The organism is Thauera mechernichensis, assembly GCF_029588855.1.
GTDB lineage: Bacteria > Pseudomonadota > Gammaproteobacteria > Burkholderiales > Rhodocyclaceae > Thauera > Thauera mechernichensis.
In genome coordinates, this window is sequence record NZ_JARQZE010000027.1 from 1 (window position 1) to 21,904 (window position 21,904).

The following is a 21,904-nucleotide window of genomic DNA, read 5'->3' on the forward strand; positions in this document are numbered from 1 at the left end:
TGCAGGCCCGCCGAGGCGGGCATGTTTTCGCGTGCGCGAAAACGGGAAACCATAAAAGCCATCGCTCGCCGCTGGGCGTCGCCGGGGGATGCTTAACGGCCTTTGGCCTACATCCCCCGGCTATGCCAGGGAGCGTTAGGGGCGCTGCCCCACGACTTGAGCATCAAGGGCCGGGCTTCGCCCTCTCCATCCCGGCCCGTGTCCTCGCTTCGCTGCGGGCCGCGCCATGCCGGGATTCCGACCCTTGACCCTCAATTCTCCCCAAACAGCCGAACCCCGCCGCGCTCGTTGGCGCGGCAAAGCCCGCTTGGCAAGGAAGGAAGGCCAGGCCGTCAAGATGTTCAACACGTCATAGCAAAATGCTATATATTGCGGTGTCGTTATAGCTATTTATTCGATACGATGACAAGCAAAAACGCTTGACAAAAGGCAGGCATAAATCTATACTTTAGTCATGGTGATCGAAACGAATCACCTGCAAATAACAGCCTCTAGTCAACGTAAGCAAGGAATCGAATATGCGCCGCTTCACTTTCACCCGCGAGTTCTACACGCCCAAGGAATACACCGAGATTCACCGCAAGGATGAGGTCGGCGCGGCCGTCTATGCGTCTGCGGATGGCCTTGTCGTTCTGGCCTTCGCTGGCAAGCGTCAGAAGCCCGACTTCCATATCCGTTTCGCCAAAAAGGAACGCGCGGAACAGTACGTTTCCGACTGGTTGGCCCGGCTGCAAGTGCGCGCCCAGGAAAAGACCGAGCGCCGCGAAGCCCGCAAGGCTGCACCTAACCCGCTGCAAGTGGGCGACATTCTGCGGTGCATGTGGGGCTACGAGCAGACCAATATCGACTACTACGAAGTCACCGCCCTGATCGGCAAGCACACCGTCGAAATTCGGGAGGTGGCGCGCATGTCCGAAGAAACGCTTTCCATGCAAGGCGTTTGCGTGCCGAAGCCTGGCGCGTACATCGGCGAGCCGATGCGCAAGCGTGCCGACGCTGACGGCTCCGTGAAGATCAACAGTTTTTCGTGGGCGCGCAAGGTCGAGGCCAAGACCGTGGCCGGGGTCAAGCTGTTTGCGCCCGACTCTTGGACGGCATACGCCTAACCGCCAAGCATAAACACTAGCAAAAGAACTTGACAGGATTTCCAGCACTGCGCCCAGGCGGGGCGCGGGGCCGGAAGCGTAGGCAGGGCTTACGTTGAGAACCGCGACAGCGGCCTTTTGGGGGGCCTTCGGGTGCTGGCCCGTGGCCCCCCCTTTTTTTTTGAGAGGCAGAAGAATATGGAAGCAATCGACCTTTTCGCGGGCGCTGGCGGTTTCAGCGAAGGCGCGCGCCTGGCTGGCGTGCGCGTGACGTGGGCGGCGAACCATTGGCGGCAGGCCGTGGATTACCACGGGCAGAACCACCCAGGCACGGCGCATTCGTGCCAAGACTTGCAGCAAGCCGACTGGCGCGAGGTGCCCGGCCATGACGTGATGCTTGCATCGCCCGCGTGCCAGGGCCACAGCCCGGCACGGGGCAAGGAGAAGCCGCACCATGACGCGCTGCGCTCGACCGCGTGGGCGGTTGTCTCATGCGCCGAGTGCCACCGTGCGCCGGTTGTCATCGTGGAGAACGTGCGCGACTTCGTGCGCTGGACGCTCTACCCGGCTTGGTGCGATGCTATGCAGCGGCTTGGCTACGCCATCGCGCCGCACTTGATTGATGCCGCAGATCATGGCGTGCCGCAGCACCGCGAACGCCTGTTTCTGGTTTGCACCCAATCGAAGCACCCGCTACACCTTGACTTGCCGAAGCGCCCTCACCGGCCGATTGCGGACGTGATCGAATGGGACGCGCACGAATGGAGCCAGATCGAGCGGCCAGGCCGCAGCGCCAAGACCTTGCAACGCATCGCCGCAGGCCGCGCCCGGTTTGGTTCGCGCTTCGTTGCGCCCTACTACTCAGGCGGCAGCGGCTTGACCGGCCGCAGTGTTGATCGACCCATCGGCACCATCACGACCCGCGACCGTTGGGCCGTGATCGACGGCGACCGCATGCGAATGCTGCGAGTGCCAGAGGCCAAGGCCGCTATGGGGTTTCGGGCCGATTACGTTTTGCCCGAAGGGCACAAAGACGCCCTTTTCATGCTTGGCAATGCCGTGTGCCCGCCCGTGCCTGCCGACCTGCTGGCCGCCATCCGCGAGGCGGCCTAATGGGCTACGAAAACCCGCTTCTGCGCCTGCCTGCGGGTCAGGCGCTGCGCCGTCTGCCCAAGGCAGACCGGGCGCGCATCGAGGCCGTCATGCGCGAACTACGCGACCAGGCCAACGCCGAGGCCGAAACCGCGTGGAGGCGGCGCAAAGGGCCGATGGCCGCCTACTGGCGGGCCGTGGCCACCTACGCGCGCCACCTGGCGCACGCATTGAGCAAGGAGGTATCCGAATGAATCGCCAATTTCATAACGTCATTACGTTATACGCTACGCTACTTTTTGCCGTGGGCCTGGCCCTGGCCGCGCCCGTGCGGGCGCAGCAGACGGCCACCGGCCCGGTTACGGGCGTGTCCGATGGCGACACGTTCTACATGACCATCGACGGCCGGGCCGTGCGCGTGCGCCTGGCGCAGATCGACGCGCCCGAGAAGGCGCAGCCCTTCGGCCGCAGGGCCGAGCAATCCTTGCGCGACCTGATCGGCAAGCGGCAAGTCACCGTCACATGGACGCAGGCCGACCAATACGGGCGGCCTGTCGTCCAGGCCGAGGCGGACGGGGTGAATGTCAATGCGGAACAGGTGCGCCGGGGCTTCGCGTGGGCTTGGCCCCGCTACACCACCGACCCGCGCTTGCTCGACTGGCAGGCCGAGGCCCGCGCCGCGCGCCGGGGCTTGTGGGCCGACCCGAACCCGGTAGAGCCTTGGGTTTGGCGGCAGGTTCATAGAAAAGGTGGCCGCTGATTTTCTCGGACGCGAAACGCATCCAAAGAAACGACCATTTTTTAGGTGGCAGAGTGCTACACTTTTCAGGCGATTTTTTAGATACACCACGCATCCGAATAACTGCCGGATGCGCTTTTCACGGAACAGGGGCCGAAATGGGCCGCAAAACGGCCGTTTTGCGTGCCCACCAGGCCGACCGGCCGCATTGAGGGAGCCATGCCCAACTACTTCGGTTATCTGCGCGTGTCAAAGGACAGCCAGGACGTTGAAAGCCAGAAACTCGGGCTGCTGGAATACGCGAACCGTCAGGGCTTCGCGCCGATGACGTTGATAGCCGAGACTGTCAGCAGGGATACCAATTGGAAGGGCCGCGAACTCGGGGCGCTGCTGGACAGGGCAGGGCGCGGCGACGTGATATGCACGCCGGAATTCACGCGCCTGGCGGCCACGCCGGGCCAGGTCTTCACATTCTTGGAGGCGGCAGCGGGCAAAGGGGTTGTGCTGCACATCACCAAGACGGGCACCGTCATGGACGGTTCCATGCAAAGCCAGCTTCTGGCGGCGGCCTTCTCGATGGCTTCAATGATTGAACTGTCGTTCATTCGAGAGCGCACCAAGGAAGGGCTACGCAGGGCCAAGAGCGAGGGCAAGCGACTAGGACGGCCACCAGGTGCAAGCGGCAGCTTGAAGCTGGACGAGCGCGAGGACGAAATCAGGGGCTACCTTGCCATCGGCCTGCCCCGTCGGAAGATGGCCAAGGCGTTGGGCGTGGCTTACAACACGCTGGCCAGGTTCATCGAAAGAAAAGGGCTTGTGTCAAGCAAAAACACTTGACATATCGGACGGTTCCTAATACACTGGAATTGTGGTAATGGAAAGGGAAGGGCGATCATCATGAGCAACATCATCAAGTTCCCCAAGCCCAAGGGCAAGCAGGCTTTGCCTGCCTTCGAGCTTGACGCGGAGAAGATCAAGAAGGCGATGCCGAAGGCATCGACGGTGAAAGGCGTCTTCGCCTGGCTGTTCCTGCTGGTGCGGCTGCCGCTGTTTCTGGTCATGTATTGGCTGCGCCTGCCGGTGATCTTCTTGTGCAATCTGGTGTCCATCCCGATGCTGCTGGCCTGGCTGTTCGCGCTCTACGCCTTCCCCGACAAATCCGCGATGGTTTGGGGCTTCGGCATCGCCAGCTTTTCGGCCTTCGTCGTGTCGTGGGCTTACGACTTCATCCTGATGGCGATTTCGCCCCAGGACATGATGATGACCTTGTGAGGTGGCACATGGATGATGATCGCGTCAGCAAGGCCCGTGCAGAGTGGAAGAAGGAGCAGAAGCAAGCCGACATGGAGCGGCGGCTGTTCGACCTGGCCGCCGAGTTCGCGGCTTCGCCCTTCAAGCGGCTTGTGCTGGTTGTCTTGGTGTCGGTGCTGCTGGCCCTTTGGCTGTTGCCCCGATGAACGAAAGGGATTGGACGATGGACTTACTTACTCGCCGACTTGCGCGGCGGATGTTCTTTACCGAGGTTCCTTGCCCGGACGGCAAGGGCCGACTGGTGCTTTTCAACTGGCTTGGCCGCAACGCGCCTTTTGTGGTGCTTGGCGGTTGGGCCGCGCTGATGCTTGCATCGGCCTTGATGCGCGCTTGAGCGCAGGAGGAAACATCATGCAGAAATGGACTCAGACGGAGGCGGTAGCCTTCGAGTGCGCCCGCGAGGTCATCACCGACCTGCGAGCCATCCTCACCGGCCTGATCGCCGACGAATCCAGCAAGGAACACCCGGACGCCGAGCGCCTGGCCACCTTGCGGGCCGAGCGTTCGCGGCTGTTCCACGAGCGTGCCGGGCTGCGCGTCAAAGACCATGCGGCCGTGGCCCGCGTGCGGGCCGAGTACGGCGCGCGTGTGCGTTCCTGGCGTGCAGACCGTCAAGCGGTGGCCGTGTAGTGCATGGCCCGGAATCCAGACGAACACAGGCTCAGTGAGGCGGAACATCAAGCCATCTTCGAGCGTGACATAAAGCCCGATCTTTTCGCGGGCGCGAAACCATCCAGTCAGCCGGTGGCCGTCATCTTTGGCGGGCAGCCAGGCGCTGGCAAAAGCGCGGCCGTCGATGAGGCCATGAACGAGCTAGGCCCGCGAGGCGGTGCCGTTCAGATCATCGGCGACGACCTGCGCGACTACCACCCGAAATATGCGCGGTTGATGGAAGCGGACGACAAGACGGCCGCTTTCTACACCGACCGCGACACCGGCCGTTGGGTTGAAAAAGCCATTGCCGAGGCGAAGGCGCAGCGCGTCAATGTCGTGATCGAGGGCACCATGCGCGACGGCGAGAAGGTGGCCGCCACGATGGACAGCCTGCGCGAAGCGGGCTATCAGATCGACGCCCGCGCGCTGGCCGTGACTTCGCGCTTGAGCGAGCAGGGCATCATGCAGCGGTACGAGAACCAGAAGGCCGACCGTGGGGCAGGGCGCATGACCACGCCCCAGGCCCACCAGGCGGCCTACGATGGCATGTTGCAGACCCTTGACCGCATCGAGGGCCAGAAGCTGGCCGACCGCGTGACGATCTACCGACGCGGTGCCGAGGCGATCTATTCCAACGAACTCCAAGGCGGCCAATGGGCGCGCGAGCCGCAGGCCCGCGCCGTGGTGGAAGCCGAGCGCGCACGGCCGATGACCTTGCAGGAGCGCAGGGACTACGCCAAGGGCTTCGATGAACTGGCCGACATGCTGGCCAAGCGCGAGCGCCAGGCCAGCGCCGAAGAAGTCCGCAAAGTCGCCGACCTACAGCGCGAGGCCAAAGCCGCCGTGGCGGCCGAGGTATTCCGCCAGGAGCCACCAGAAAAGGCCGTGCAGCAGCATCCCGAGCTTGCCCCGGCTTACGGCTACGTTCGCGCCCGCGAAGCCAAGGCCGAGGCGGACGGCTTGAGCGAGCAGCAGCGGGCCATCGTCATGGCCCGCGTGCGCGAGACTGTCGCCGAGCGCATTGAGCGCGGCGACGTGCCAAGCGTGCAGATTCGGGAAGAACGCCAAGTGAAGGCCGAGCAGCAGCGCGACCCCGAGCGTTGAAAATCAACCTCTCCTGTTTTGGGCCGTTCGCTTGCGAACGGTTCAAAACAGGGGAGGCGACAAGCGGAGCGCGTCAGGGTATGCCCCGGACGATGGCATAGACCAGGCCCGCAGTGAAACCCGAAGCAATCAGCGCCGTGATGGCATGCTCCATCAGCCGCGACCACATCGAGCGCCGGAACTCTTTGGCCGCTTCGCCCAAGGCTATGCCCAGGCTTGCGGCCTTGTCGGAGGCTTCCGACCGAAAGGCCATGCGGGCGGCCTCTTGCAGCGCCGCCCGCTGTTCCTCTACCGTCTTGGCCGCAGTCTGCGCGGCCTGCGCCGTTTTAAGATCAAGGTATTCCGCCAGATCGGCCTTTGCCTGTTCGGTAAAGGCCGTGACAGCCAAGCGGAACTTGTCGCCCGCGTCATCGAGCGCGGCGACGGTGCCGGACAGCTTGCCTTCGGCATCATCGACCAACGCCGGGAGAGCTTCGACGCGGGCAAGCAGCCCATCCAGATCGCCAAGCACTTCGGCAATCAGGGCTTCGCGTGTTGTTCTAGGCCCGCTCATGATTGGGCCTTACTTGAACAGGGCTTTGAAAACATCGTCCAGGTTCTTGTTGGCCGTCACGGCGAGGCGCTTCAAGGCCACCATGCGAACGCACAGTTCCTTTTCGTCCTCGTCGGTGGCCTGGCGAAGCCGGGCGCGGTAATCGGTTTCGTCGGCCGTAATCTCCCCGAGGGATTTCCCGACCGCCTTCAACCGCTCGAAAACCTCGTTCGCGTAGATGGTGGCCTCTGGCTTCACCACGAACGATTTTTCGGATTCGGCCAGGCCGAACAAGGCGGCGAACTCGTCGGCCACGGCCTCATCGACTTCGACCTTGTTGAACACCAGGCGGATGCGCTTCTTCTCGATGCCGAGCTTTTGCAGGGCGCGGATGGTATTCACCGTGTCGGCCTGCACCTTCTTTTCCTTGACCACGGGCACCACGAAGAAATCGAATTCTTCGTGCGAGCCGTCGAACTGCTGCATCAGCTTCAAGAAGTCTTCGACGTTCGACGCGCCCACGTCGATGATCGCCGTGTCCAGCGGCATCAGTTCATCGACCAGTTCGCCGAACTTCTTGCCGCGCATCTTTTCCACGTCCAGGCCGTCAGCATCGGCCCCCGTGTTGATCGACTCGATGGAGTAGATCGGCGCGTCACCCATGCGGGGCTTGAGCAGATGACCGGCAACCGTGGTCTTGCCCACGTTGCCCGAAAAATTCAGGACAGCAACTTTCATGTTTTTTTCCTCTTTGCGAGTTTGGCCAAGGCGGCCAGGTCGGGCTTGTTCCCGATGATCTTGTCAAGGTCAGCCGGGTTATGAGAGCCGCCACCGGAGCTTTCAGCTTCGGTATCGACTTCATCCACCGGCAGGGCTGGTGATGGCTTCGACGGCTGGCCCGGAGGGCTGGCCGACTTCGCCGCCGTGATCGACGGTTTGCCGCGTTTCTGGCGAATCCGCTTCAAGGTTGTCTCGAATGTCGCAAGCGTCATTTCGAGGCCGTGCTTCGTCAGTTCTTCAACTACCGAAGCCCGAGGGACACCGGCAGCCAAAGCCGCTTCAACATCATCAATCACGTCCCGCAAGCGGGCGGCCTTAGACCGTTTCTTATCGTCGGAAGCAAGCGCGCGGAGTCGTTCAGCTATGGCTTTCCTATCCATTTGCACGCTCTTTTCTGGTTGAAACTGTACCGATTGTGTCCCGCTTCCGTTCCAATGTCAAGGTTTCGCGTCCGCGAAACGTATGGTTCCTGTCTCGCCAATGTCCGTGACTTGTCCCGGTCTTGGCTGTTTTCAGTACCGTTTGTGTTCCACAAAGCATGAGGGAAGGTAGGGGGGTGAAATCTAGGGCAGGATAGGCGCACGCGCCGCTATTTGGTACAATTGCCCGCAATTGATACCAAACCTGACCCCCCTACCTTCCCTCATGCCGGTACTGAAAACACTTGTCGAGCCAGGAACCAAAGCGCGCTTTCGCAGCATGGCGAAGGCGCGCGGGCTGTCCGAATCGGAGCTTCTTCGGGCCGTCATCCTGGCCGTCACCGGCGAGGATGACGACGCCGACCAGCCCATTGAACCGGATGCGGAGAAGGCCGACACCGCGCGCATGACAGTGCGGATGCCGCGCTTCCTGATGGAAGCGGCCACCGCACGGGGGAAGGTCAAGGGCATGGCACCAAGCCGTTGGGTGGCCGCCTTGGTGCAGTCACACTTGACCCGCCAGCCCGTCATGACCGATGACGAACTGGCGGGCCTGCTGGCCAGCAATCGGGAGCTTGCAGCGGTCGGCCGCAACATTAATCAGATCGCGCGGGCTTTGAACGAGGCGTTCCATGAAACCGAGCGCGTCAAGATCGAGCGCCTGGCCCAACTGCGCGATGCCATCGTGAAGCAGCGGGCCGCCATGCGGGCCTTGGTGCGGGCAAGCCAGAATTCTTGGGCGGCAGACGATGGCGCTGATTGAAGCCGAGCTTGGCAGCGCCCTACATCCGCCAGTCAAGCGGAAGGCCAACAACACCCGCAAGCTGCGTTCGACGGCCCGGCGCGTGGCCTCGAACTCCACCGAGGTCATGGTCAAGATCACGGGCTTTGGCAAGGGCGCTGGCCACGTCAAGGCCCACTTGGACTACATCAGCCGAAACGGCAAGGTGGAGCTTGAGAACGATCGGGGCGAAGTTCTCAGCGGCAAAGAGGAAGTCAAGGCGTTCTTCAAGGATTGGGAAAAGGATTTCGGCGACAGCAAGCGGCACAAGAACCAGCGCGACACCATGCACATGGTTCTTTCGATGCCGGAGACAACCGACCCCGAATCAGTCCGAAAGGCCGCCCGTGACTTCGCCAAGGCCACCTTCGGCCAGAACCATGAATACGTCTTCGCCCTTCACACCGACGAGCCGCACCCGCATTGCCATGTGACCGTCAAATGCCTTGGCTTTGACGGCACCAGGCTGAACCCCAGGAAGGCCGACTTGCAGGCTTGGCGCGAAGGGTTCGCCGACAAGCTACGCGACCAGGGCATAGACGCAGATGCAACCCCGCGCCGCGCCCGTGGCGTGGTGCGCAAGCCAGAACCGAACGTCATCCGCCACATCGAGCGCGGCGACAGCAGCCACGAACCCCGCGTGTCCAAGGTCAGGGCCGCAAAGATCAAGGAGGCCGCCCAGGAACTCACGGCCGAGGCCAAGGGCCTGCCCGTGGCGGAAAAACCGTGGGAGCAAGCCATCAAGGCGCGTCAGCGCGACGTGCGCCGCGCTTGGCTGGCGGCGGCCGAGGCGCTTGACCAGGCCGACACCCGTTTGACATTCAACCAGAAGGAGGCGCGCAATGAGCGACCCAACTACGACAGCATCGGCACAGATCGAGCACGATCAGGCCAGCGAGCAGCCGCCGTATATCAGTCCCACCTTGAAAAATCTGGACGCCAAGCACCGCCCGGAACCCTCTCCGGCGTGCGAAACCTGTCCGGCCTCGGTGTGGTTCAGCACCGACGAGGTTCTGAAATGCTTCTGCGGCCGAATGCACCTGATCGTGTGGGACGGGAACGAGCCGCCGATTCTGAAATGCGACGGCCGCGAACTGGCGATTCTCGCGCTCATGGAGGCGCAGAACGCCTAGATGGCCACCAGAGCCTGGCCGACGAAAACAAGGCCCTTGCAGGCCGCATACGGGCCTTTGTCGGGGCTATGCCGACCATCGACACAGAGCGGCACCAGATCAAGCGAGATCTGGCGCAGCGGTTCAGCAAGCAGGCCGAGAAGATCCTCGACACCAATCCGCAGCACGCAGCGCCGGTGCCGAGCGCAGGGCAAAAAAACGGCGCGGTCGAAGCCGCGCCAAAGCAGGGAGGGAAAGATGCGGAGCGTTAAGAATCCGTGCATTGAAGATCAATGCGGAAGATTCTCAACGTGGGCCGGATGATGGAGTCAAGAAGGGTGTAGTCAAGGAACGCCGTGAATCGTTCCACTGCGATCAGCGCAAGCATAAGACCGATGGCTAGCAAGCTGCTGATGGCATGGCCAAGTGTCTCGGATGAAAAGTGCTCGATAGCCAATGCTGCAAGCATGCAGACGGCGATGATTAGGTATTTGAAGCCTTTTCGGCGGATTTTTACTGTCACCATTGCAATCCCCTGCTTAGAGCAAAAATCAAGGCTAGGTGTGCAGGGTAGAAGGCATAGAAGACGTGCCGCAGGCGTGGCACTTTCACATCGACCAGGGGCGCGGCCAGCATCAACGGGATGGCGGCCAGTGCCCACAGGTTCTTATTCACCACGAACAGCGCCGCGAGGGCCAGCGTGCAGGCCACCACGGCGGCCTTGCTGCCCGTCTTGAAGTACCACCAGGCCGATACCGTGAAGGCCAGGGCAAACCACCAGAATTCCACGAAGGCCCCGCCTAGCAGGAACAGCGCCGCCGCTCCTGCCAGCCGTGCGAAACCGCCCTGCTCCACCAGGCGCACGACGCCGGCGGACACCAGCAGCATGAACATGATGTTCAGCGGCCACCAGCCAGCCAGAAGACCGCCCAGGCCGATGAAAAACGGGGTGGCGGCCAGGCCGTACAACGCGAGGCGTTTCATCACCCGGACATGCACGCCAGTGGCCAGCGCGCCGGGCCTGGCCAGGTTGTAGGCCAGCACGAAACCGAAAATCGGCATTGCGAGGCGACCAGCCTCGAATGCACCCGGTATCGTGTGCGCGAAAAGGTACTTGTTCGCGTGGTCAAGCACCATGAGCACCAGGCCGAGCCACTTCAAGGCTTCCAGCGTGCCGCCGCTGATCGTGATGCACTGCCCGCCCGCCGAGGCGGGCGAGTTGTGCGCGGTGGCCGAGGCGGTCATGCGCCCGTCCATTGCGCTGCAACGGCCTTGAGTCGAATCGCGTCCAGGGCCGCCCTTGCCTCATTGGCGTTGCACAGGTGGCCATACCGCTCGAAGGTGCCCTTCGGGTCGCCCTTCAAGCCCTTGCCGTCTGCGCCGTCAATGAACATCCCGTAGTAGCCAAACAAGCCTTCACTGGCGGCCTCGATGGCCTTGCCGTCGCCCGATTGGAGCGCCTGGCCCAAGCGGTCGAAGCAATGCAGGGAATCGGACAGCCACATCACATCAAGGCCGACTTCGCGCGGGTCGCGGCTTTCGTAGTCGCCCGCGTAGAGGCTGTTCGTGCGGATGGCCGTGGCCACGTCCGCGATGAACACCAGCAGGCGGCCAAGCTCAGGGGTCACGTCAATTTGCATTTGCGTGCCCTCTTTCGTTGTTGGCCAGCTTGACCGGGCCGCCCTTGAGTTCAGCAATGCGGGCATTGATGAACTCGATTTCCACGCGCCGATTCATGGCCTTGCCCTCTTTCGTCACGCCTGGCGCTGCAAAGTCTCCATCGGCCCGCGAGAAGACCTTGATCTTCTCCGGGCTGATGCCGTGATCGACCAAGAACTTCCGGGCGGCCATTGCCCTGGCCAGGGCAATGCGCGAGTCAGCAGGCCCCGCCACGCGGGAATCGGTTCGGCCGCGGACATTGATGCTGTCCGCAGCCTTGCCGGACGCAATCAGGACTTCGGCGACGGCCGGGCTTGGCCTGAATGCGGTGCCGCCAGTGGGAAAGGAAACCTGCACGATGGCGGCGGCGGCCTTCAACATGCGGGCCTCGATTTCATCGAGCCGCTGATGAACCTCGAAAAGCTCTTGGCCGGTGGCCTTCGGGTTCCTGCTGCCTTCATCGAGCAGGCGGCGAACGTCTGCAAGCTGGCTTTCGCACAGCTTGAGCAGTGCGGCCACGTCATCATCGCCGGGCTGCACCGCTGGCGTGTCGAGCCTGGCCACCGTTACCACGGCGGCGGCTTCGGCCAGCTCGGGCACCTTGTCCGGGGCCGCCTTCGTCGGCGCCGAGAAAATGCGCGTGGTCATTGGCGCCGAGAACGTCACCGATTGACCATTGGCCCACACCGTGAAGGTATCGACCACGCGGGCAAGGCGGTAGTACCGCCCTACCCTTTCGTAATCGACCGACGCCCCGGTTCCATCCTTGATCGACAGAACGGCCGGGGCCGAGCCGCCGAGGTCGAGCAGCGTCACGCTGCCATACACATAGGCGCGGGCTTCGACCAGGCCGCCCGTGGCGGTGTAATCCGGGCTTACAACGCGCGTGGCGCTTTCCTGGGGGGGTACATAGGCGCAGGCCGAGAAAAGCCCGGCAGCGGCCAGATAGAGGGCAATGCGGGCCGGTTTCATCGTGCGTGCTCCTTTTCTGCGGTGACTTCGCGCTTCACTTCGATTTCTTCTTTCACCTTCACTTCGGGAATCTGGCCGCGCTCGATGCTATTGACCACGTTCTGACGAACGCGGGCCATGACAATGGCGCGCTGCTGCGGGTTCAGGCCATCGGCTTCGGCCTTCTTCTCCATCGACGCGACGGCCGCCGCTGCGCCCGCAAGCTCCGGGTGCTTCTTCGCGGCTTCCTCGGGGGAGTCCTTGGCGAAGCTCTCAGCCATCCGCTTGTTGGGTGACTCCGGTTTGGCCTGCTCCGGCTGCTGCGCCTTCGAGTCCTTCGCCTCGTCGGTTTCGCGGGCGCGAAACTGCGAGGTGCCCTTCTCCACCTTGTTGGCTTCGGTTTGGCTGGTGCGCTTCGCCAGTTCGGCCTTGTCCTGCTCCGAAGGGCTGTAGCCCTTGACGTGCATGCCGCGTGCAGCGGCTTCAAGCCAAACTTCCTTGCGGAAAGTCTCGGAACCGGACACCTTGATTTCGTCCCATCCCCGCGCTTCGGCGATGCGAACCATAGATTCGGCAATCGCCTCGCTGTTCGACTTCGTTTCCAGCTTGTTGCCCTTGTCCTCGAAAGCCACCAGGTCGGTGTTTTTTGGGTGATAGAACTTGTTGCCGACATGGAGGTATTGCTTCTCCACATCGGGCGGAACGGCGGGCTTCACTTCGGTTTGGGTGGCCGTGAAAATCTCGTCCGACTCCACCTTGTTGTCGCCCGGCGCTTTGGCCGCCTGCGGCTTGGGTGCGTCGGCTTCCGCTTTCTTCAACCATGCCGCGCGCTGCGCGTCCTGCGCTTCCGAAAGCTGCTGCTGTTCCTTCTCGATGTTCGGCTCTACCGTGTTCATCCCAAGGGCTTCACGGGCCTGCGCCGTGTCGCGGGCACGCATGGCGGCCACGCGGTCAAGATCGGCCTGGCTGATGGTCAGCGGCTCGACTTCAACATCCTTGCCTGGCGATGCTTCGGCCCCGGCCTGTTGCACAGCCGGGTTAATCACCACCGTCTTGTTGGATTCGACTTCGGCCGCAACATCCTTCGACACTTCCGGCGCTTCCCTGTCCAGGGCTTCCCGGTAGTGCGGGTTCGCGTCGGCATTCGCCGTCATGTCACTGGCCTTGTAGAACCGTTCGGACTTGTCCGCTTCCTCACGGAATGCGGCGGCGTCCTGCTGCGCCTGGCGGGCGGCTTCTTCCGGCGTCCAGGCGGCAGCGCGTTCGCGCTGCTCATCCTTCATGGCCTCGAATTCCGCTTGCTTGCGTTCCTCTTTCGCCGCGATCTTCTCGTCATGGGCGGCATCGAGGGCATACACCTTCTCTGCCGTGCCCGGATAGCCCGGAATGGCCTTGTCCAGCCCATCCTTGTATTGCGGGAACTCGCGGGCGTTGTTGGCCATTTCGACAGCCGCGCTTTCCTGCACGTTCTTGTCCTCGATGCGGCGGAAGGCGTGGGCGTCAATCGTGGCCATTTCCCGGTCGGTTTCGGCATCGACGCCCTGCCCCACCGCCGCGCGCTGTTCGGCGCGGATTTCGATGGAGCGCAGCGCGTCACGGTCGATTTCCGCCTGCACGCTGGCCAGCGGCTTGTCGGCAGCGGTTGGGGGTTGCTGATTGCCTTGCCCGAAGGGTGTCGGGTCGTTGCGCACATACCATTGCCCATCGACCTTATCGACCTGCTTCACCGTGCCGTCAGCATCCCGGTGCTGGAACCGCGTAGAGCCGAATTCATCGGCTTTCGCGGCTGCGTCACTCGCTTTCGGGAAGCGGTGCGTCACTTCAAAATCGTGGTCATACACCTCGAAGCGGTGCGCCGGTTCGCCGCGCACGGTTTGAATGCGCTCCGCCAGTTCCTTGCCACCTTGACTTTGGTTGTTTGCGTCCATGTGTTACCTCACAGTTTGATGCCAGCTTGTTGGCAAAGACTGTCGGCGTAGGCGTGAAGCGCGGCTTCATCCAGTTCGCCGACTGCGGGTTTCTCGACCGCCGAGAAATCGACAGCGAAGCTCGCCAGCGACAGCTTGGCGAGGTTCGGAACGTCATCGGGCGTGACGGGCCGCTCCACCGTCACCACTTCCGTTCCGCCCTGCGCCGGTGCTACGACCGTCACAGGCAGTTCGCCGCCCATTTCGCGCTCATGGGCTTCGAGGTCGATCTTCGGCACGGGTGCGCCGAGTTCGCCCGCCTCGATGGCGTCATCCAGTTGCTTCTTGGTCGGCACCTTGTTGCCGAGTGCGTGCAGCCTGGCCGACACCGCCTTGAGGCGATCAACAAAGGCCCGGTCTTTGAAATACAGAACCTTGTTGGCCAAGATCGGCGGCACGTCTTCCATCACCACCAATTCGCGGGTCTTGCCCAGGCTGGTGATTTCCTGGGGGAGCATCAGCGCCCGGCGCTGATCGGAAGCACTCTCGCTTGGCGTCTTCTTTCCGAAGATGCTCTTGCTCTTGGAAACCGATATGCCCTTGACCGTCTGGTAGCCGAGCCATTCGGAAATGTCTCGCGCTGTCTGCGTCTCCGACGCCTTGGGCGGGTAGATGATTTGCAGCGCGTGGTTCGTGGTGAATGTTTGCGCTGCGTCCTTGCCATACACCTCGACCACCTGGGCCGGGCTTTGGATGATCGGCATCATCCGCAGCCAGTAACCAGCGATGTAGCTGATGCCCTTCGACAAGATCGGAATCTTGCCGATGGCCGTGAATTCGTCCATCAGCAGCATGCAGGTGTATTTGATGGCCTTGTTCTGGTTCGGCAGTTCGCGGGTGTTGAGGTCAATCAACTGCTGGAAAAACAGGTTCAGCAGCGGGGCCATCCGTTCGAGGTTGTCCGGCGTGACGCCCAGGTAGATCGACATGCGTTTCTTGCGCACGTCGCGCAAGTCAAAGTCGTTCGCGCTGGTGGCCGCATCGACCAGCGGATTCATCCACAGTTCGAGGCGGGAGCGGAAACCGCCGATGATGCCGCTGCGGGTGTTCTCCGCAGCAATCGAAATGTAGGTATTCAGGCCGCGCACGCATGCGCCTGACAGCGGATTCCCGGCCGCTGCCCGGTCGTTGATGATCTTGGCGAAGTAGGCCGAGCCATCACCATTGACCAGCGTTTCACGCAGCACCTGGCCGAGCGTCACCGGCTTGCCGGGGGTTTCCAGCAGGTACAGGCAGACGCCCAGGAACAGGCTTCGCGGCGTGGCCGTCCAAATCACATCCGTGCCCGGCTGATCGGGGAACAGCATGTTCCCGATCTTCTGCACGTCATCAATGCGGAAATTCGGGTCTTCGCTGATGTACGACAGCGGGTTATAGCGGTGCGTCCGGTAGTCGGTGGCGGCGGGGTTGAACAGGTAGCACTCTTGCCCGTACTTGCGACGGTAGGCGCTGGTTATGTCCCAGTTCTCCTGCTTAATGTCCAGAACGACAACGCTTTCCGGCCAGTTCAGCAAGTTGGGAATCACGATGCCGACGCCCTTCCCGCTTCGGGTCGGTGCGGAAATGATGGCGTGCTGCTGGCCCTCGAACATCAGGTAACGGCCGCCGAGCTTGCCAACGATGATGCCCTTCTCGCCGAACAGCCCGGCCTTGGTGATTTCGCTTTTCTTGGCAAAGCGGGCATCACCGAACAGGCTTTGTTTCGCGGGCGCGAAAAACAGCAGAGCGGGTGCAAGCAAGACAGCCAGCGAAATCCCGCTGGCGATGTAGAGCCACTTTTGAACCTGCGCATCGGCCCCGTAGTGATACCAATATTGGTACAGCGTCAGGGGCGTGGCTTCCTCAAACTTGCGGTCATACGCAAGCATGAAGATGCCACCAGCCAGGTAAGCCCAAAGCCCAACCACAAGCAGCAAGCCGCCGATGGCCAGGCCCGCTTTAGCCCATGAGTTGTCGCTTATGTTCAGGGTCATAGTAGATTTCTCGCAGCTTGCGTTGGTGATAGAACAGCACTACATCAATCGTCGTGAATAGCCGATGCTTGATGTAGTTGGTGTCCAGGTGCGCGCCGGTGCGGCTGTCCTTGATAAGCGCGGTCAGTTGCTCGAACGACTCGAACGCGCCGTTCGCGTGCATGGTGGAAATGGAACCGGGGTGGCCGGTATTGACCGACTTGATGAACTCCCAAGCCTCATCGCCGCGCAATTCGGCCAGCAAGATGCGGTCAGGCTTCATCCGCAGGCAGGACGCCAAGGCTTGCTTGGGCGTCACCTTGGCCCCGCCCTCGTCTTCCCGCGCGTAATACAGATGAACCTTGTTGTCGTGCTGGTTCAGGAACAACTCATGCACGTCTTCAATCGTGATGAGCCGTTCTTCGGCCGGGATGCTGCGAATCAGGCTTTTGGTGATCGTGGTCTTGCCCGAGCCGGTCTTACCCACGATCAGGATGTTCCGATGCTTGCGCACGGCCAGGTCGAGAAAGTCCTTGATGCGTTTCTCGTCCTTGAGGCGCACAAGCTCATGCTCGAAGGGCTGTAGCTCGTCATCCACATCCGCGAATTCCTCGAACGCGCCTTCGGCATCCAGTTCGTCAAGCGTCTTGTCGATCATCGACGGCTTGCGAATCGTGATGGAAACCGTGTGCGGCTCGCAGGCCGGGGGGATGATGACCTGCACGCGCTCACCGTTGGGCAGCGCGGCCGACAGAACCGGCTTGTCGTTGGAAATCGCCTTGCCGTTGTAGCTGGCAATCAGGGTTGCCAACTGGCGGCAATGGTTGAACGACAGCGCCGGGGCATCGTGGCGCTTCCATCCGTCCCGCCCTTCCGTCCAGACTTCGCGCGGCCGATTTACGCAAACTTCCGTCAGCGTTTCATCGGCCAGGTACTCGCGCAGCGGCTCGATGTATTCATCGAGCATTTCGGATGACTGGCCTTCATCCTTCATAGGTGCCAGCATGATTTGTCTGGTCATGGCTTCACCTGCAAGCCATAGACGCCAGAGAAATCCAGATCGCGGGCGACCATGACTTGAATGTGATCGCCTTGGTTCTTGATGAGCGTCGGCGGGATGTTGATCGAGTTCTTCAAGGCTTCGGCCGCCATGTCCTGCGCGGCGTCCGAGGTGTTGCCCAGGTTGAATGTCTGATCGCTGCCGTTCGTGCGGCGCGTAGCCGCTGCCGCGAAGTCATCGACCAGGCTCAACATGATTGCGCCGCCGAAACGCTCCCAAAAGTGCGTATCAACCCACCCTTCAAGGCCCGAGCGCCCGAGGGCATCCGTGCCCGGCGAGTTCAGGGACACCACCACACCGTTAGGCGTTTTTGCACGCGACCAGAGCACGAACAAACGCGCCTGGCCTTGCTTCAAGCCGCCTTGGTATTCGCCCACCAGTTGCGAGCCGCGATCAAGCAAAAGCACCTGGCCGTTGTCGCTGTAAACATCGCGCGTCAGGCGGCAGGACGTGATGCCAGGAACCGTGCTATCCAGCGCGGTTTCAAGTGCGCAATCCAGCGTGGTGCCCTTGGTAATCAGGAAATTACGGTCGGGCAGTGAGGAAGCGGCAACGCCTTGCGTTACCGTGGGTTCCAGCCGGGTTGCCAGTTCGTTCGAGCGGCCTTGACCACTCAAACCGCTGCCACCGGCGCTTGCAGGAATCGGCGCGGGCTGCACCGGGCCACGGCCCTGCTGGCCACCGTTGCCGTTCTGCGCGCCCACCAACAGCGTGCCGCCCATCTTGCGGTCAGACCAGTGCGGCGGCTCCTTGCCTGGCTTCTGCTGGACGGGAATCGGCGCGGCCTGCCTGATTGGCGGCACCTGGCCAGCCGGTGCGGGCGGTGCAACCGCAATCGGAGGCGGGGCCGCAGGAATGGCCAACGGCGGCAGGTTGTTGGAAACCTGCTCGTCGTTCTGCTTCTTGCGCGGCTTCGGTTCCTTGTCGCCATTGACTGCAACGATGAGCGCAGCGGCTGCGCCCAGGATGAACACGAAGCCGAGCATCGTCACCAGCTTGTTGCCGCCCTTGCGCCGATTCACCGAGGGCAGGCCCTCGTTCTCTTGCGCTGCACGCGCCGAGGCCGCAGCGGCGGCGGCCTCTTTTTCGCGGGCGCGAAATTCCTTCTTGCTCTGCGCTTGCATCGCTTCGGACAAGGAAGGTTCCGCGTTCATATCTGGCAGGCCGTCATCGTCCGGCGTGGCCTTGCCGCCCTTGAATTTGTCGAACATGCTCATTACTGCGCTCCCTTAATCACGCGCTCCACATCGGGGGAAACAGTCCCGGTGATGTTGTCGATACCGCCGTCAAGGTCGAACGACTTATTCACCACAGAGGCCACGGCGCTGCCCTTGCGCAGCATCAGATGGCGCACCATTCGTTGAATCACGATGGTGTTGCCGTCGATGACGTTGGTGTTAATCAGCGCCTCGTTGCCTTGCTCATCAACCGAATACACGGCAGGCATATCCCGGTTGTTCGTGAAGGTCAGGTAGATGAATCGCCCATCGTCACGCGCAGCGGTCGGGCTGACTTCGGCCGAGCCAGCCACCCAATAATCGAAGTTCTGGCCCGCCTTGGTGGCGTCCGACAGCTTCCCCTTGATTTCGCCTTGCTTGGCTGCTGCCGCAGCCTTCGCCGCGTCTTCTTCGGGGTAGCGGAATGCCAGGGAGAAAATCAGGTTCGGGTCGGCCCAGGCCGTCGAATCCTTCACCCGGCGCGGCTGCACGACCAGGGCGAATTGATAGATGCGCTTGTCCGTCACGACCGTGACGTTCGTATCCGCCTTTTCGGCCTGCGGCTTGATAAACAGGTTGCTTCCGCGTGGAATCACCTTCCAAGCCTGATCGTCGCCCACCGCCACATCGCGGATGGTTTCGGCGGGCGAGAACTGAATGTGCGTGGATACGCCGTAGAACGTGGGCAGCTTGACCACGTTCAACGGGTTGTAATCCACGATGCGGACGCGCGGGTCATAGTCGCCTTTAGGCGGCGTGATTTCCGCCAGGGCCAGGGCAGGCAGCAAGAGGCCAAGCAAAACGATGCGTTTCATGGCGGCCCCCTTACTGCTGAATCGCCGGGACGGCGGGCCGGGCTTCCGTGGTCGGGAAAACCGTCACGGAAGGCGCGGGAGCCGAGGCCACGGGCGCGACGGCTGCAACCGGGGTTGCCGCCGGGGCCAGCGCGTCAGGGTCATTCCGGTACTCAACCACTTGGAAGCCAAGCGGGTTGATGCCCCGGTCTTTTTCGGCCATCGGTGCCTTGGTGTAGCGGAACGTTACCGTAGCTGCCCAATGCGTGATGATCGGCTTATCAAGCCCGCGCTCGATCTCCTTGGTGTAGCGCACCAGGGCCACCGTGGGATTGATGAAAGACGTGCTCTTGATGCCGATCTTGACCTTGGCGTAATCGCCATAGACGGCCAACGGCGAAAGCGGGTTCTTCGGATTGAAGAACTGAAAATACTTCTGCTGCTCTGTCGTGCTCGACATGAGGCCGACGTTGTAGTAGTAGTCTTCGGCCAATTCCTTGGAATAGCCTTCGCGGTAGCGGACATACCACTGCACGAAGTATTTATTCATGGCCTCGTCGTAGTTGGTCTTGCCGTCCGTCAGGGCCTCGACCACATCGACAATCCCCGTGGAGTTATCCACGCGGATGACATACGGCTCCACCGTCTTGAGCGGCATCATGGCCGACACGGCGAATACCGAGGCAATCGCCGTGACACCCGAGCCGATGGCCACCCACCAGGCGGCCTTTCTCGACTTCTCGATTTCCCGCACCTTGTCCGTTTCCCAGGTACGGGCTTCCTTCAAGTAGTTCTCGAAGTCCTGTTTCTCGACCTTCTTGCTCATTCGATTCCCCTTTGGTTGCCGTCCGATTCCACCGGCGCGCGGAACCGGATGAAGACTTGATTGCCGCCTTGGTGCCGCGTGGTGTTCCACACCACATCAGCCACCCCGCCGCCCTGCGCACCGATGGCGCGCAAGGCGTCTTCCAGGCGAACCCCTTGCAGGTTCAGGCGCACGGGCAAAGGCGTGGCTTGCCCGAGCGTGGGCATGACGTTCAGTTGAGGGGCCACCGTTTTGAGTGCTGGCAGCACTCCAACAATGTCCCCCTCATAGACGAAATTGAAAACGTCCAGCCTGGCCGGGGCCGCTGGAATGTTGATCGGCCGGTACTCACCTTCGGGCAGCGGCGGTTTCGGGGGAGAGCCTGCGCATCCCGCCAGTAGGCAAGCTGCGACGACTCCAAGCATGTAGCGCATAGAAAAACTCCTAGTCTCGAAAACGGTCAAGTCACGCCGTCAATATAACATACATTGCAGGCGCAACACATATCATTTTGCGGATTCAGGGCGCATAAAAAAGGCGGTTTCGCGTCCGCGAAAAACCGCCTTGTTTTGGCCACTAGCCGCGTGCTACGCGATTGCGTGTCCCCCCGGTGATCTTCCGATAGACAGCCATCGGTGCGCCTGCTGCCGCCTTCGCCGCATTGCCAGCAATGCGAACATCAGAGCGTGCCCGGTTGTAAGACCGGCGCAGGTTCGTCGGCCGCATGGCCGCCATGCCGCCGCGCGTCTTGCCGTAAGCCCAACTGACCGCGCCCAGGGTGCCGAGGGCCACGCCACCGCCGAGCGCCGAGGCCATCGCGGGCATTTGCACCAGGGCCAGCGCGCCGATGATCGAAAACACGATGGCGGGCAGGGCTTGGTTCAGGGACGGGTCGGCCAGCACCGTGCCGGAAGCATCCGACAGGTACTTTTCCAAGATCGTCATGATGAGCTTGATCGCGGCGGCCGAGAGCATCACCAAGAACACATAGTTCAGCACCTGGCCAATCCAGGCATCGAAGAACCGCTTGGTCGGCTCGAAGATCGTCAGCAGGATGAAGATCGGGCCAACGCCCAAGGCGACGGCCAGGCCCATCTTGGCCAGGGCCAGCAGAAAAGCACCGTAGCCCGTGGCAATAACCGCAACTGCCCAAATTGCCCAGGCCATAATCAACAGGCCCATATCAGGGATGCCGAACGTATTTTTGTTCGCCATCGACTTCTGATAATAGGCATCGCCGAAGTCGTACATCTTCGACATGAGCGTATCAAGATAGCTGGCGTTGCTGGTGCCGTTGTCCCCACCAACATACGAAGCCAGGGAATCCGGCGCATTCCACAGCCAATCAGCCAAAAAGCCGTTGTAAAGCCCTAATTGCAGGGCCACCCCCACGATGAGGGCCAGGCGGACAATCCGCCCTACCCCATCCGTGATCGGCTCCGAAATCACCCCCCGCATCATCGACCAACCCCACAGCATCACATAGATCGTGACAAGGGTTGTGGCCACCGGCGTGATCGCGCCGATAACGCTACTGGCGGTGTCGCTTACATAGCTGGTCAGCGCATTGCTCAGTTCGGTGAACATGCGCGAGTAAAAACCGAAGTTACTTGCGGCCATGAATCACCATCCTTTAGGCATCTCGCCCTTGGTTGAATCGGCGCTTACCGCCGTTGCAACCTTGGCGCACGTTTCGTTGTGCGACTTCCCGGCGCAATACTTCATCAGGAACTCGCTGCCTTTGATCGGGTTGCCGTCCGCATCAACCGGGTGATGAGGGTCTTCGACATGCGGAACCCCATCACTGCACGCGCTCAAAAGCACCGCTGCCACCAAAACCACCAGACCAAAACCCTTGTTCATCGCAATCTCCTAAGAGCGGGTGCCCCC

28 protein-coding genes are annotated in these 21,904 nt (G+C 61.8%); 12 read left to right on the forward strand and 16 right to left on the reverse strand.

Going from position 1 to position 21,904, the window contains the following annotated elements; translation table 11 throughout:
- Positions 1–518: 518 nt before the first annotated feature.
- From P7F68_RS19065 to P7F68_RS19110, 10 genes are all read left to right on the forward strand, one after another.
- The gene (locus tag P7F68_RS19065) at positions 519–1,106 is read left to right on the forward strand and encodes a hypothetical protein (RefSeq protein ID WP_277835498.1); all 588 of its coding nucleotides are present in this window, start codon (positions 519–521) and stop codon (positions 1,104–1,106) included.
- Positions 1,107–1,283: 177 nt separating this feature from the next.
- Positions 1,284–2,198, forward strand: coding sequence for a DNA cytosine methyltransferase (locus P7F68_RS19070; protein ID WP_277835499.1), 915 nt, complete (start codon positions 1,284–1,286; stop codon positions 2,196–2,198).
- Positions 2,198–2,431: a hypothetical protein gene (locus tag P7F68_RS19075; protein ID WP_277835501.1), complete on the forward strand. Its 234-nt coding sequence runs from the start codon at positions 2,198–2,200 to the stop codon at positions 2,429–2,431. Before P7F68_RS19070 ends, P7F68_RS19075 begins: the two co-directional genes overlap by 1 nt.
- On the forward strand, positions 2,428–2,937 hold the full coding sequence (locus P7F68_RS19080) for a thermonuclease family protein (RefSeq protein ID WP_277835503.1): 510 nt from the start codon (positions 2,428–2,430) through the stop codon (positions 2,935–2,937). Before P7F68_RS19075 ends, P7F68_RS19080 begins: the two co-directional genes overlap by 4 nt.
- Positions 2,938–3,135: 198 nt before the next feature.
- Positions 3,136–3,753, forward strand: coding sequence for a recombinase family protein (locus tag P7F68_RS19085; RefSeq protein WP_277835504.1), 618 nt, complete (start codon positions 3,136–3,138; stop codon positions 3,751–3,753).
- Between the two features lie 60 nt (positions 3,754–3,813).
- A complete protein-coding gene (locus tag P7F68_RS19090; protein ID WP_277835506.1) occupies positions 3,814–4,188 on the forward strand; it encodes a hypothetical protein in 375 nt (124 codons plus the stop codon).
- Positions 4,189–4,196: 8 nt separating this feature from the next.
- Positions 4,197–4,373: a hypothetical protein gene (locus P7F68_RS19095; RefSeq protein WP_154717475.1), complete on the forward strand. Its 177-nt coding sequence runs from the start codon at positions 4,197–4,199 to the stop codon at positions 4,371–4,373.
- Entirely contained in the window at positions 4,370–4,561 is a 192-nt protein-coding gene (locus P7F68_RS19100) for a hypothetical protein (protein WP_277835508.1), read from the forward strand. Before P7F68_RS19095 ends, P7F68_RS19100 begins: the two co-directional genes overlap by 4 nt.
- A gap of 17 nt (positions 4,562–4,578) precedes the next feature.
- On the forward strand, positions 4,579–4,857 hold the full coding sequence (locus P7F68_RS19105) for a hypothetical protein (RefSeq protein WP_277835509.1): 279 nt from the start codon (positions 4,579–4,581) through the stop codon (positions 4,855–4,857).
- A gap of 3 nt (positions 4,858–4,860) precedes the next feature.
- The gene (locus tag P7F68_RS19110) at positions 4,861–5,985 is read left to right on the forward strand and encodes a zeta toxin family protein (RefSeq protein ID WP_277835510.1); all 1,125 of its coding nucleotides are present in this window, start codon (positions 4,861–4,863) and stop codon (positions 5,983–5,985) included.
- A 73-nt stretch (positions 5,986–6,058) separates the two neighbouring features.
- Here the strand turns inward: P7F68_RS19110 and P7F68_RS19115 are convergent, their stop codons facing one another.
- The 3 genes from P7F68_RS19115 to P7F68_RS19125 are packed head-to-tail and all read right to left on the reverse strand — an operon-like array spanning position 6,059 to position 7,677.
- Positions 6,059–6,538: a hypothetical protein gene (locus tag P7F68_RS19115; protein WP_277835512.1), complete on the reverse strand. Its 480-nt coding sequence runs from the start codon at positions 6,536–6,538 to the stop codon at positions 6,059–6,061.
- A 9-nt stretch (positions 6,539–6,547) separates the two neighbouring features.
- On the reverse strand, positions 6,548–7,255 hold the full coding sequence (gene stbB / locus P7F68_RS19120) for a StbB family protein (protein WP_154717479.1): 708 nt from the start codon (positions 7,253–7,255) through the stop codon (positions 6,548–6,550).
- The gene (locus P7F68_RS19125; protein WP_154717480.1) at positions 7,252–7,677 is read right to left on the reverse strand and encodes a hypothetical protein; all 426 of its coding nucleotides are present in this window, start codon (positions 7,675–7,677) and stop codon (positions 7,252–7,254) included. The genes stbB and P7F68_RS19125 overlap by 4 nt, the downstream gene beginning before the upstream one ends.
- A 265-nt stretch (positions 7,678–7,942) precedes the next feature.
- Here P7F68_RS19125 and mobC point away from each other — a divergent pair, with 265 nt between their 5' ends.
- A complete protein-coding gene (mobC, locus tag P7F68_RS19130; protein WP_277835515.1) occupies positions 7,943–8,479 on the forward strand; it encodes a plasmid mobilization relaxosome protein MobC in 537 nt (178 codons plus the stop codon).
- On the forward strand, positions 8,466–9,881 hold the full coding sequence (locus P7F68_RS19135) for a relaxase/mobilization nuclease domain-containing protein (protein ID WP_277835516.1): 1,416 nt from the start codon (positions 8,466–8,468) through the stop codon (positions 9,879–9,881). The genes mobC and P7F68_RS19135 overlap by 14 nt, the downstream gene beginning before the upstream one ends.
- On the opposite strand, the gene P7F68_RS19140 is transcribed toward P7F68_RS19135, so the two are convergent.
- The 13 genes from P7F68_RS19140 to P7F68_RS19200 all read right to left on the reverse strand — a co-directional run bounded on the left by P7F68_RS19140 (position 9,878) and on the right by P7F68_RS19200 (position 21,877).
- Entirely contained in the window at positions 9,878–10,135 is a 258-nt protein-coding gene (locus tag P7F68_RS19140; RefSeq protein ID WP_277835518.1) for a hypothetical protein, read from the reverse strand. The genes P7F68_RS19135 and P7F68_RS19140 overlap by 4 nt on opposite strands.
- The gene (locus P7F68_RS19145; RefSeq protein ID WP_277835519.1) at positions 10,129–10,854 is read right to left on the reverse strand and encodes a TraX family protein; all 726 of its coding nucleotides are present in this window, start codon (positions 10,852–10,854) and stop codon (positions 10,129–10,131) included. The genes P7F68_RS19140 and P7F68_RS19145 overlap by 7 nt, the downstream gene beginning before the upstream one ends.
- The gene (locus tag P7F68_RS19150) at positions 10,851–11,249 is read right to left on the reverse strand and encodes a hypothetical protein (RefSeq protein ID WP_277835520.1); all 399 of its coding nucleotides are present in this window, start codon (positions 11,247–11,249) and stop codon (positions 10,851–10,853) included. The genes P7F68_RS19145 and P7F68_RS19150 overlap by 4 nt, the downstream gene beginning before the upstream one ends.
- A complete protein-coding gene (locus tag P7F68_RS19155) occupies positions 11,239–12,240 on the reverse strand; it encodes an OmpA family protein (protein ID WP_277835522.1) in 1,002 nt (333 codons plus the stop codon). Before P7F68_RS19155 ends, P7F68_RS19150 begins: the two co-directional genes overlap by 11 nt.
- Entirely contained in the window at positions 12,237–14,147 is a 1,911-nt protein-coding gene (locus P7F68_RS19160; RefSeq protein ID WP_277835523.1) for an LPD7 domain-containing protein, read from the reverse strand. Before P7F68_RS19160 ends, P7F68_RS19155 begins: the two co-directional genes overlap by 4 nt.
- A gap of 8 nt (positions 14,148–14,155) precedes the next feature.
- A complete protein-coding gene (locus P7F68_RS19165; protein WP_277835525.1) occupies positions 14,156–16,159 on the reverse strand; it encodes a type IV secretory system conjugative DNA transfer family protein in 2,004 nt (667 codons plus the stop codon).
- The gene (gene virB11 / locus P7F68_RS19170; RefSeq protein WP_277835527.1) at positions 16,125–17,159 is read right to left on the reverse strand and encodes a P-type DNA transfer ATPase VirB11; all 1,035 of its coding nucleotides are present in this window, start codon (positions 17,157–17,159) and stop codon (positions 16,125–16,127) included. The genes P7F68_RS19165 and virB11 overlap by 35 nt, the downstream gene beginning before the upstream one ends.
- Positions 17,156–18,415 (reverse strand): type IV secretion system protein VirB10, encoded by a 1,260-nt coding sequence (gene virB10 / locus P7F68_RS19175; protein WP_277835528.1) that lies wholly within the window; start codon positions 18,413–18,415, stop codon positions 17,156–17,158. The genes virB11 and virB10 overlap by 4 nt, the downstream gene beginning before the upstream one ends.
- Positions 18,415–19,230 carry a P-type conjugative transfer protein VirB9 gene (gene virB9, locus P7F68_RS19180; RefSeq protein WP_277835529.1) on the reverse strand — a complete coding sequence of 272 codons (816 nt, stop codon included), beginning with the start codon at positions 19,228–19,230 and terminating at the stop codon, positions 18,415–18,417. Before virB9 ends, virB10 begins: the two co-directional genes overlap by 1 nt.
- A gap of 10 nt (positions 19,231–19,240) precedes the next feature.
- The gene (locus P7F68_RS19185) at positions 19,241–20,035 is read right to left on the reverse strand and encodes a VirB8 family type IV secretion system protein (protein WP_277835531.1); all 795 of its coding nucleotides are present in this window, start codon (positions 20,033–20,035) and stop codon (positions 19,241–19,243) included.
- Entirely contained in the window at positions 20,032–20,448 is a 417-nt protein-coding gene (locus tag P7F68_RS19190) for a hypothetical protein (protein WP_277835532.1), read from the reverse strand. The genes P7F68_RS19185 and P7F68_RS19190 overlap by 4 nt, the downstream gene beginning before the upstream one ends.
- A gap of 142 nt (positions 20,449–20,590) precedes the next feature.
- Positions 20,591–21,634 (reverse strand): TrbL/VirB6 family protein, encoded by a 1,044-nt coding sequence (locus P7F68_RS19195; RefSeq protein WP_277835533.1) that lies wholly within the window; start codon positions 21,632–21,634, stop codon positions 20,591–20,593.
- Positions 21,635–21,637: 3 nt separating this feature from the next.
- Positions 21,638–21,877, reverse strand: coding sequence for a hypothetical protein (locus tag P7F68_RS19200; protein ID WP_154717492.1), 240 nt, complete (start codon positions 21,875–21,877; stop codon positions 21,638–21,640).
- Positions 21,878–21,904 lie beyond the last annotated feature (27 nt).

Excerpts from the sequence above, each read along its gene's own strand:
- P7F68_RS19065 (WP_277835498.1), top strand. The coding sequence starts at position 519 with ATGCGCCGCTTCACTTTCACCCGCGAGTTCTACACGCCCAAGGAATAC.
- P7F68_RS19070 (WP_277835499.1), top strand. The coding sequence starts at position 1,284 with ATGGAAGCAATCGACCTTTTCGCGGGCGCTGGCGGTTTCAGCGAAGGC.
- P7F68_RS19075 (WP_277835501.1), top strand. The coding sequence starts at position 2,198 with ATGGGCTACGAAAACCCGCTTCTGCGCCTGCCTGCGGGTCAGGCGCTG.
- P7F68_RS19080 (WP_277835503.1), top strand. The coding sequence starts at position 2,428 with ATGAATCGCCAATTTCATAACGTCATTACGTTATACGCTACGCTACTT.
- P7F68_RS19085 (WP_277835504.1), top strand. The coding sequence starts at position 3,136 with ATGCCCAACTACTTCGGTTATCTGCGCGTGTCAAAGGACAGCCAGGAC.
- P7F68_RS19090 (WP_277835506.1), top strand. The coding sequence starts at position 3,814 with ATGAGCAACATCATCAAGTTCCCCAAGCCCAAGGGCAAGCAGGCTTTG.
- P7F68_RS19095 (WP_154717475.1), top strand. The coding sequence starts at position 4,197 with ATGGATGATGATCGCGTCAGCAAGGCCCGTGCAGAGTGGAAGAAGGAG.
- P7F68_RS19100 (WP_277835508.1), top strand. The coding sequence starts at position 4,370 with ATGAACGAAAGGGATTGGACGATGGACTTACTTACTCGCCGACTTGCG.
- P7F68_RS19105 (WP_277835509.1), top strand. The coding sequence starts at position 4,579 with ATGCAGAAATGGACTCAGACGGAGGCGGTAGCCTTCGAGTGCGCCCGC.
- P7F68_RS19110 (WP_277835510.1), top strand. The coding sequence starts at position 4,861 with ATGGCCCGGAATCCAGACGAACACAGGCTCAGTGAGGCGGAACATCAA.
- P7F68_RS19115 (WP_277835512.1), bottom strand. The coding sequence starts at position 6,538 with ATGAGCGGGCCTAGAACAACACGCGAAGCCCTGATTGCCGAAGTGCTT.
- stbB (WP_154717479.1), bottom strand. The coding sequence starts at position 7,255 with ATGAAAGTTGCTGTCCTGAATTTTTCGGGCAACGTGGGCAAGACCACG.
- P7F68_RS19125 (WP_154717480.1), bottom strand. The coding sequence starts at position 7,677 with ATGGATAGGAAAGCCATAGCTGAACGACTCCGCGCGCTTGCTTCCGAC.
- mobC (WP_277835515.1), top strand. The coding sequence starts at position 7,943 with ATGCCGGTACTGAAAACACTTGTCGAGCCAGGAACCAAAGCGCGCTTT.
- P7F68_RS19135 (WP_277835516.1), top strand. The coding sequence starts at position 8,466 with ATGGCGCTGATTGAAGCCGAGCTTGGCAGCGCCCTACATCCGCCAGTC.
- P7F68_RS19140 (WP_277835518.1), bottom strand. The coding sequence starts at position 10,135 with ATGGTGACAGTAAAAATCCGCCGAAAAGGCTTCAAATACCTAATCATC.
- P7F68_RS19145 (WP_277835519.1), bottom strand. The coding sequence starts at position 10,854 with ATGACCGCCTCGGCCACCGCGCACAACTCGCCCGCCTCGGCGGGCGGG.
- P7F68_RS19150 (WP_277835520.1), bottom strand. The coding sequence starts at position 11,249 with ATGCAAATTGACGTGACCCCTGAGCTTGGCCGCCTGCTGGTGTTCATC.
- P7F68_RS19155 (WP_277835522.1), bottom strand. The coding sequence starts at position 12,240 with ATGAAACCGGCCCGCATTGCCCTCTATCTGGCCGCTGCCGGGCTTTTC.
- P7F68_RS19160 (WP_277835523.1), bottom strand. The coding sequence starts at position 14,147 with ATGGACGCAAACAACCAAAGTCAAGGTGGCAAGGAACTGGCGGAGCGC.
- P7F68_RS19165 (WP_277835525.1), bottom strand. The coding sequence starts at position 16,159 with ATGACCCTGAACATAAGCGACAACTCATGGGCTAAAGCGGGCCTGGCC.
- virB11 (WP_277835527.1), bottom strand. The coding sequence starts at position 17,159 with ATGACCAGACAAATCATGCTGGCACCTATGAAGGATGAAGGCCAGTCA.
- virB10 (WP_277835528.1), bottom strand. The coding sequence starts at position 18,415 with ATGAGCATGTTCGACAAATTCAAGGGCGGCAAGGCCACGCCGGACGAT.
- virB9 (WP_277835529.1), bottom strand. The coding sequence starts at position 19,230 with ATGAAACGCATCGTTTTGCTTGGCCTCTTGCTGCCTGCCCTGGCCCTG.
- P7F68_RS19185 (WP_277835531.1), bottom strand. The coding sequence starts at position 20,035 with ATGAGCAAGAAGGTCGAGAAACAGGACTTCGAGAACTACTTGAAGGAA.
- P7F68_RS19190 (WP_277835532.1), bottom strand. The coding sequence starts at position 20,448 with ATGCGCTACATGCTTGGAGTCGTCGCAGCTTGCCTACTGGCGGGATGC.
- P7F68_RS19195 (WP_277835533.1), bottom strand. The coding sequence starts at position 21,634 with ATGGCCGCAAGTAACTTCGGTTTTTACTCGCGCATGTTCACCGAACTG.
- P7F68_RS19200 (WP_154717492.1), bottom strand. The coding sequence starts at position 21,877 with ATGAACAAGGGTTTTGGTCTGGTGGTTTTGGTGGCAGCGGTGCTTTTG.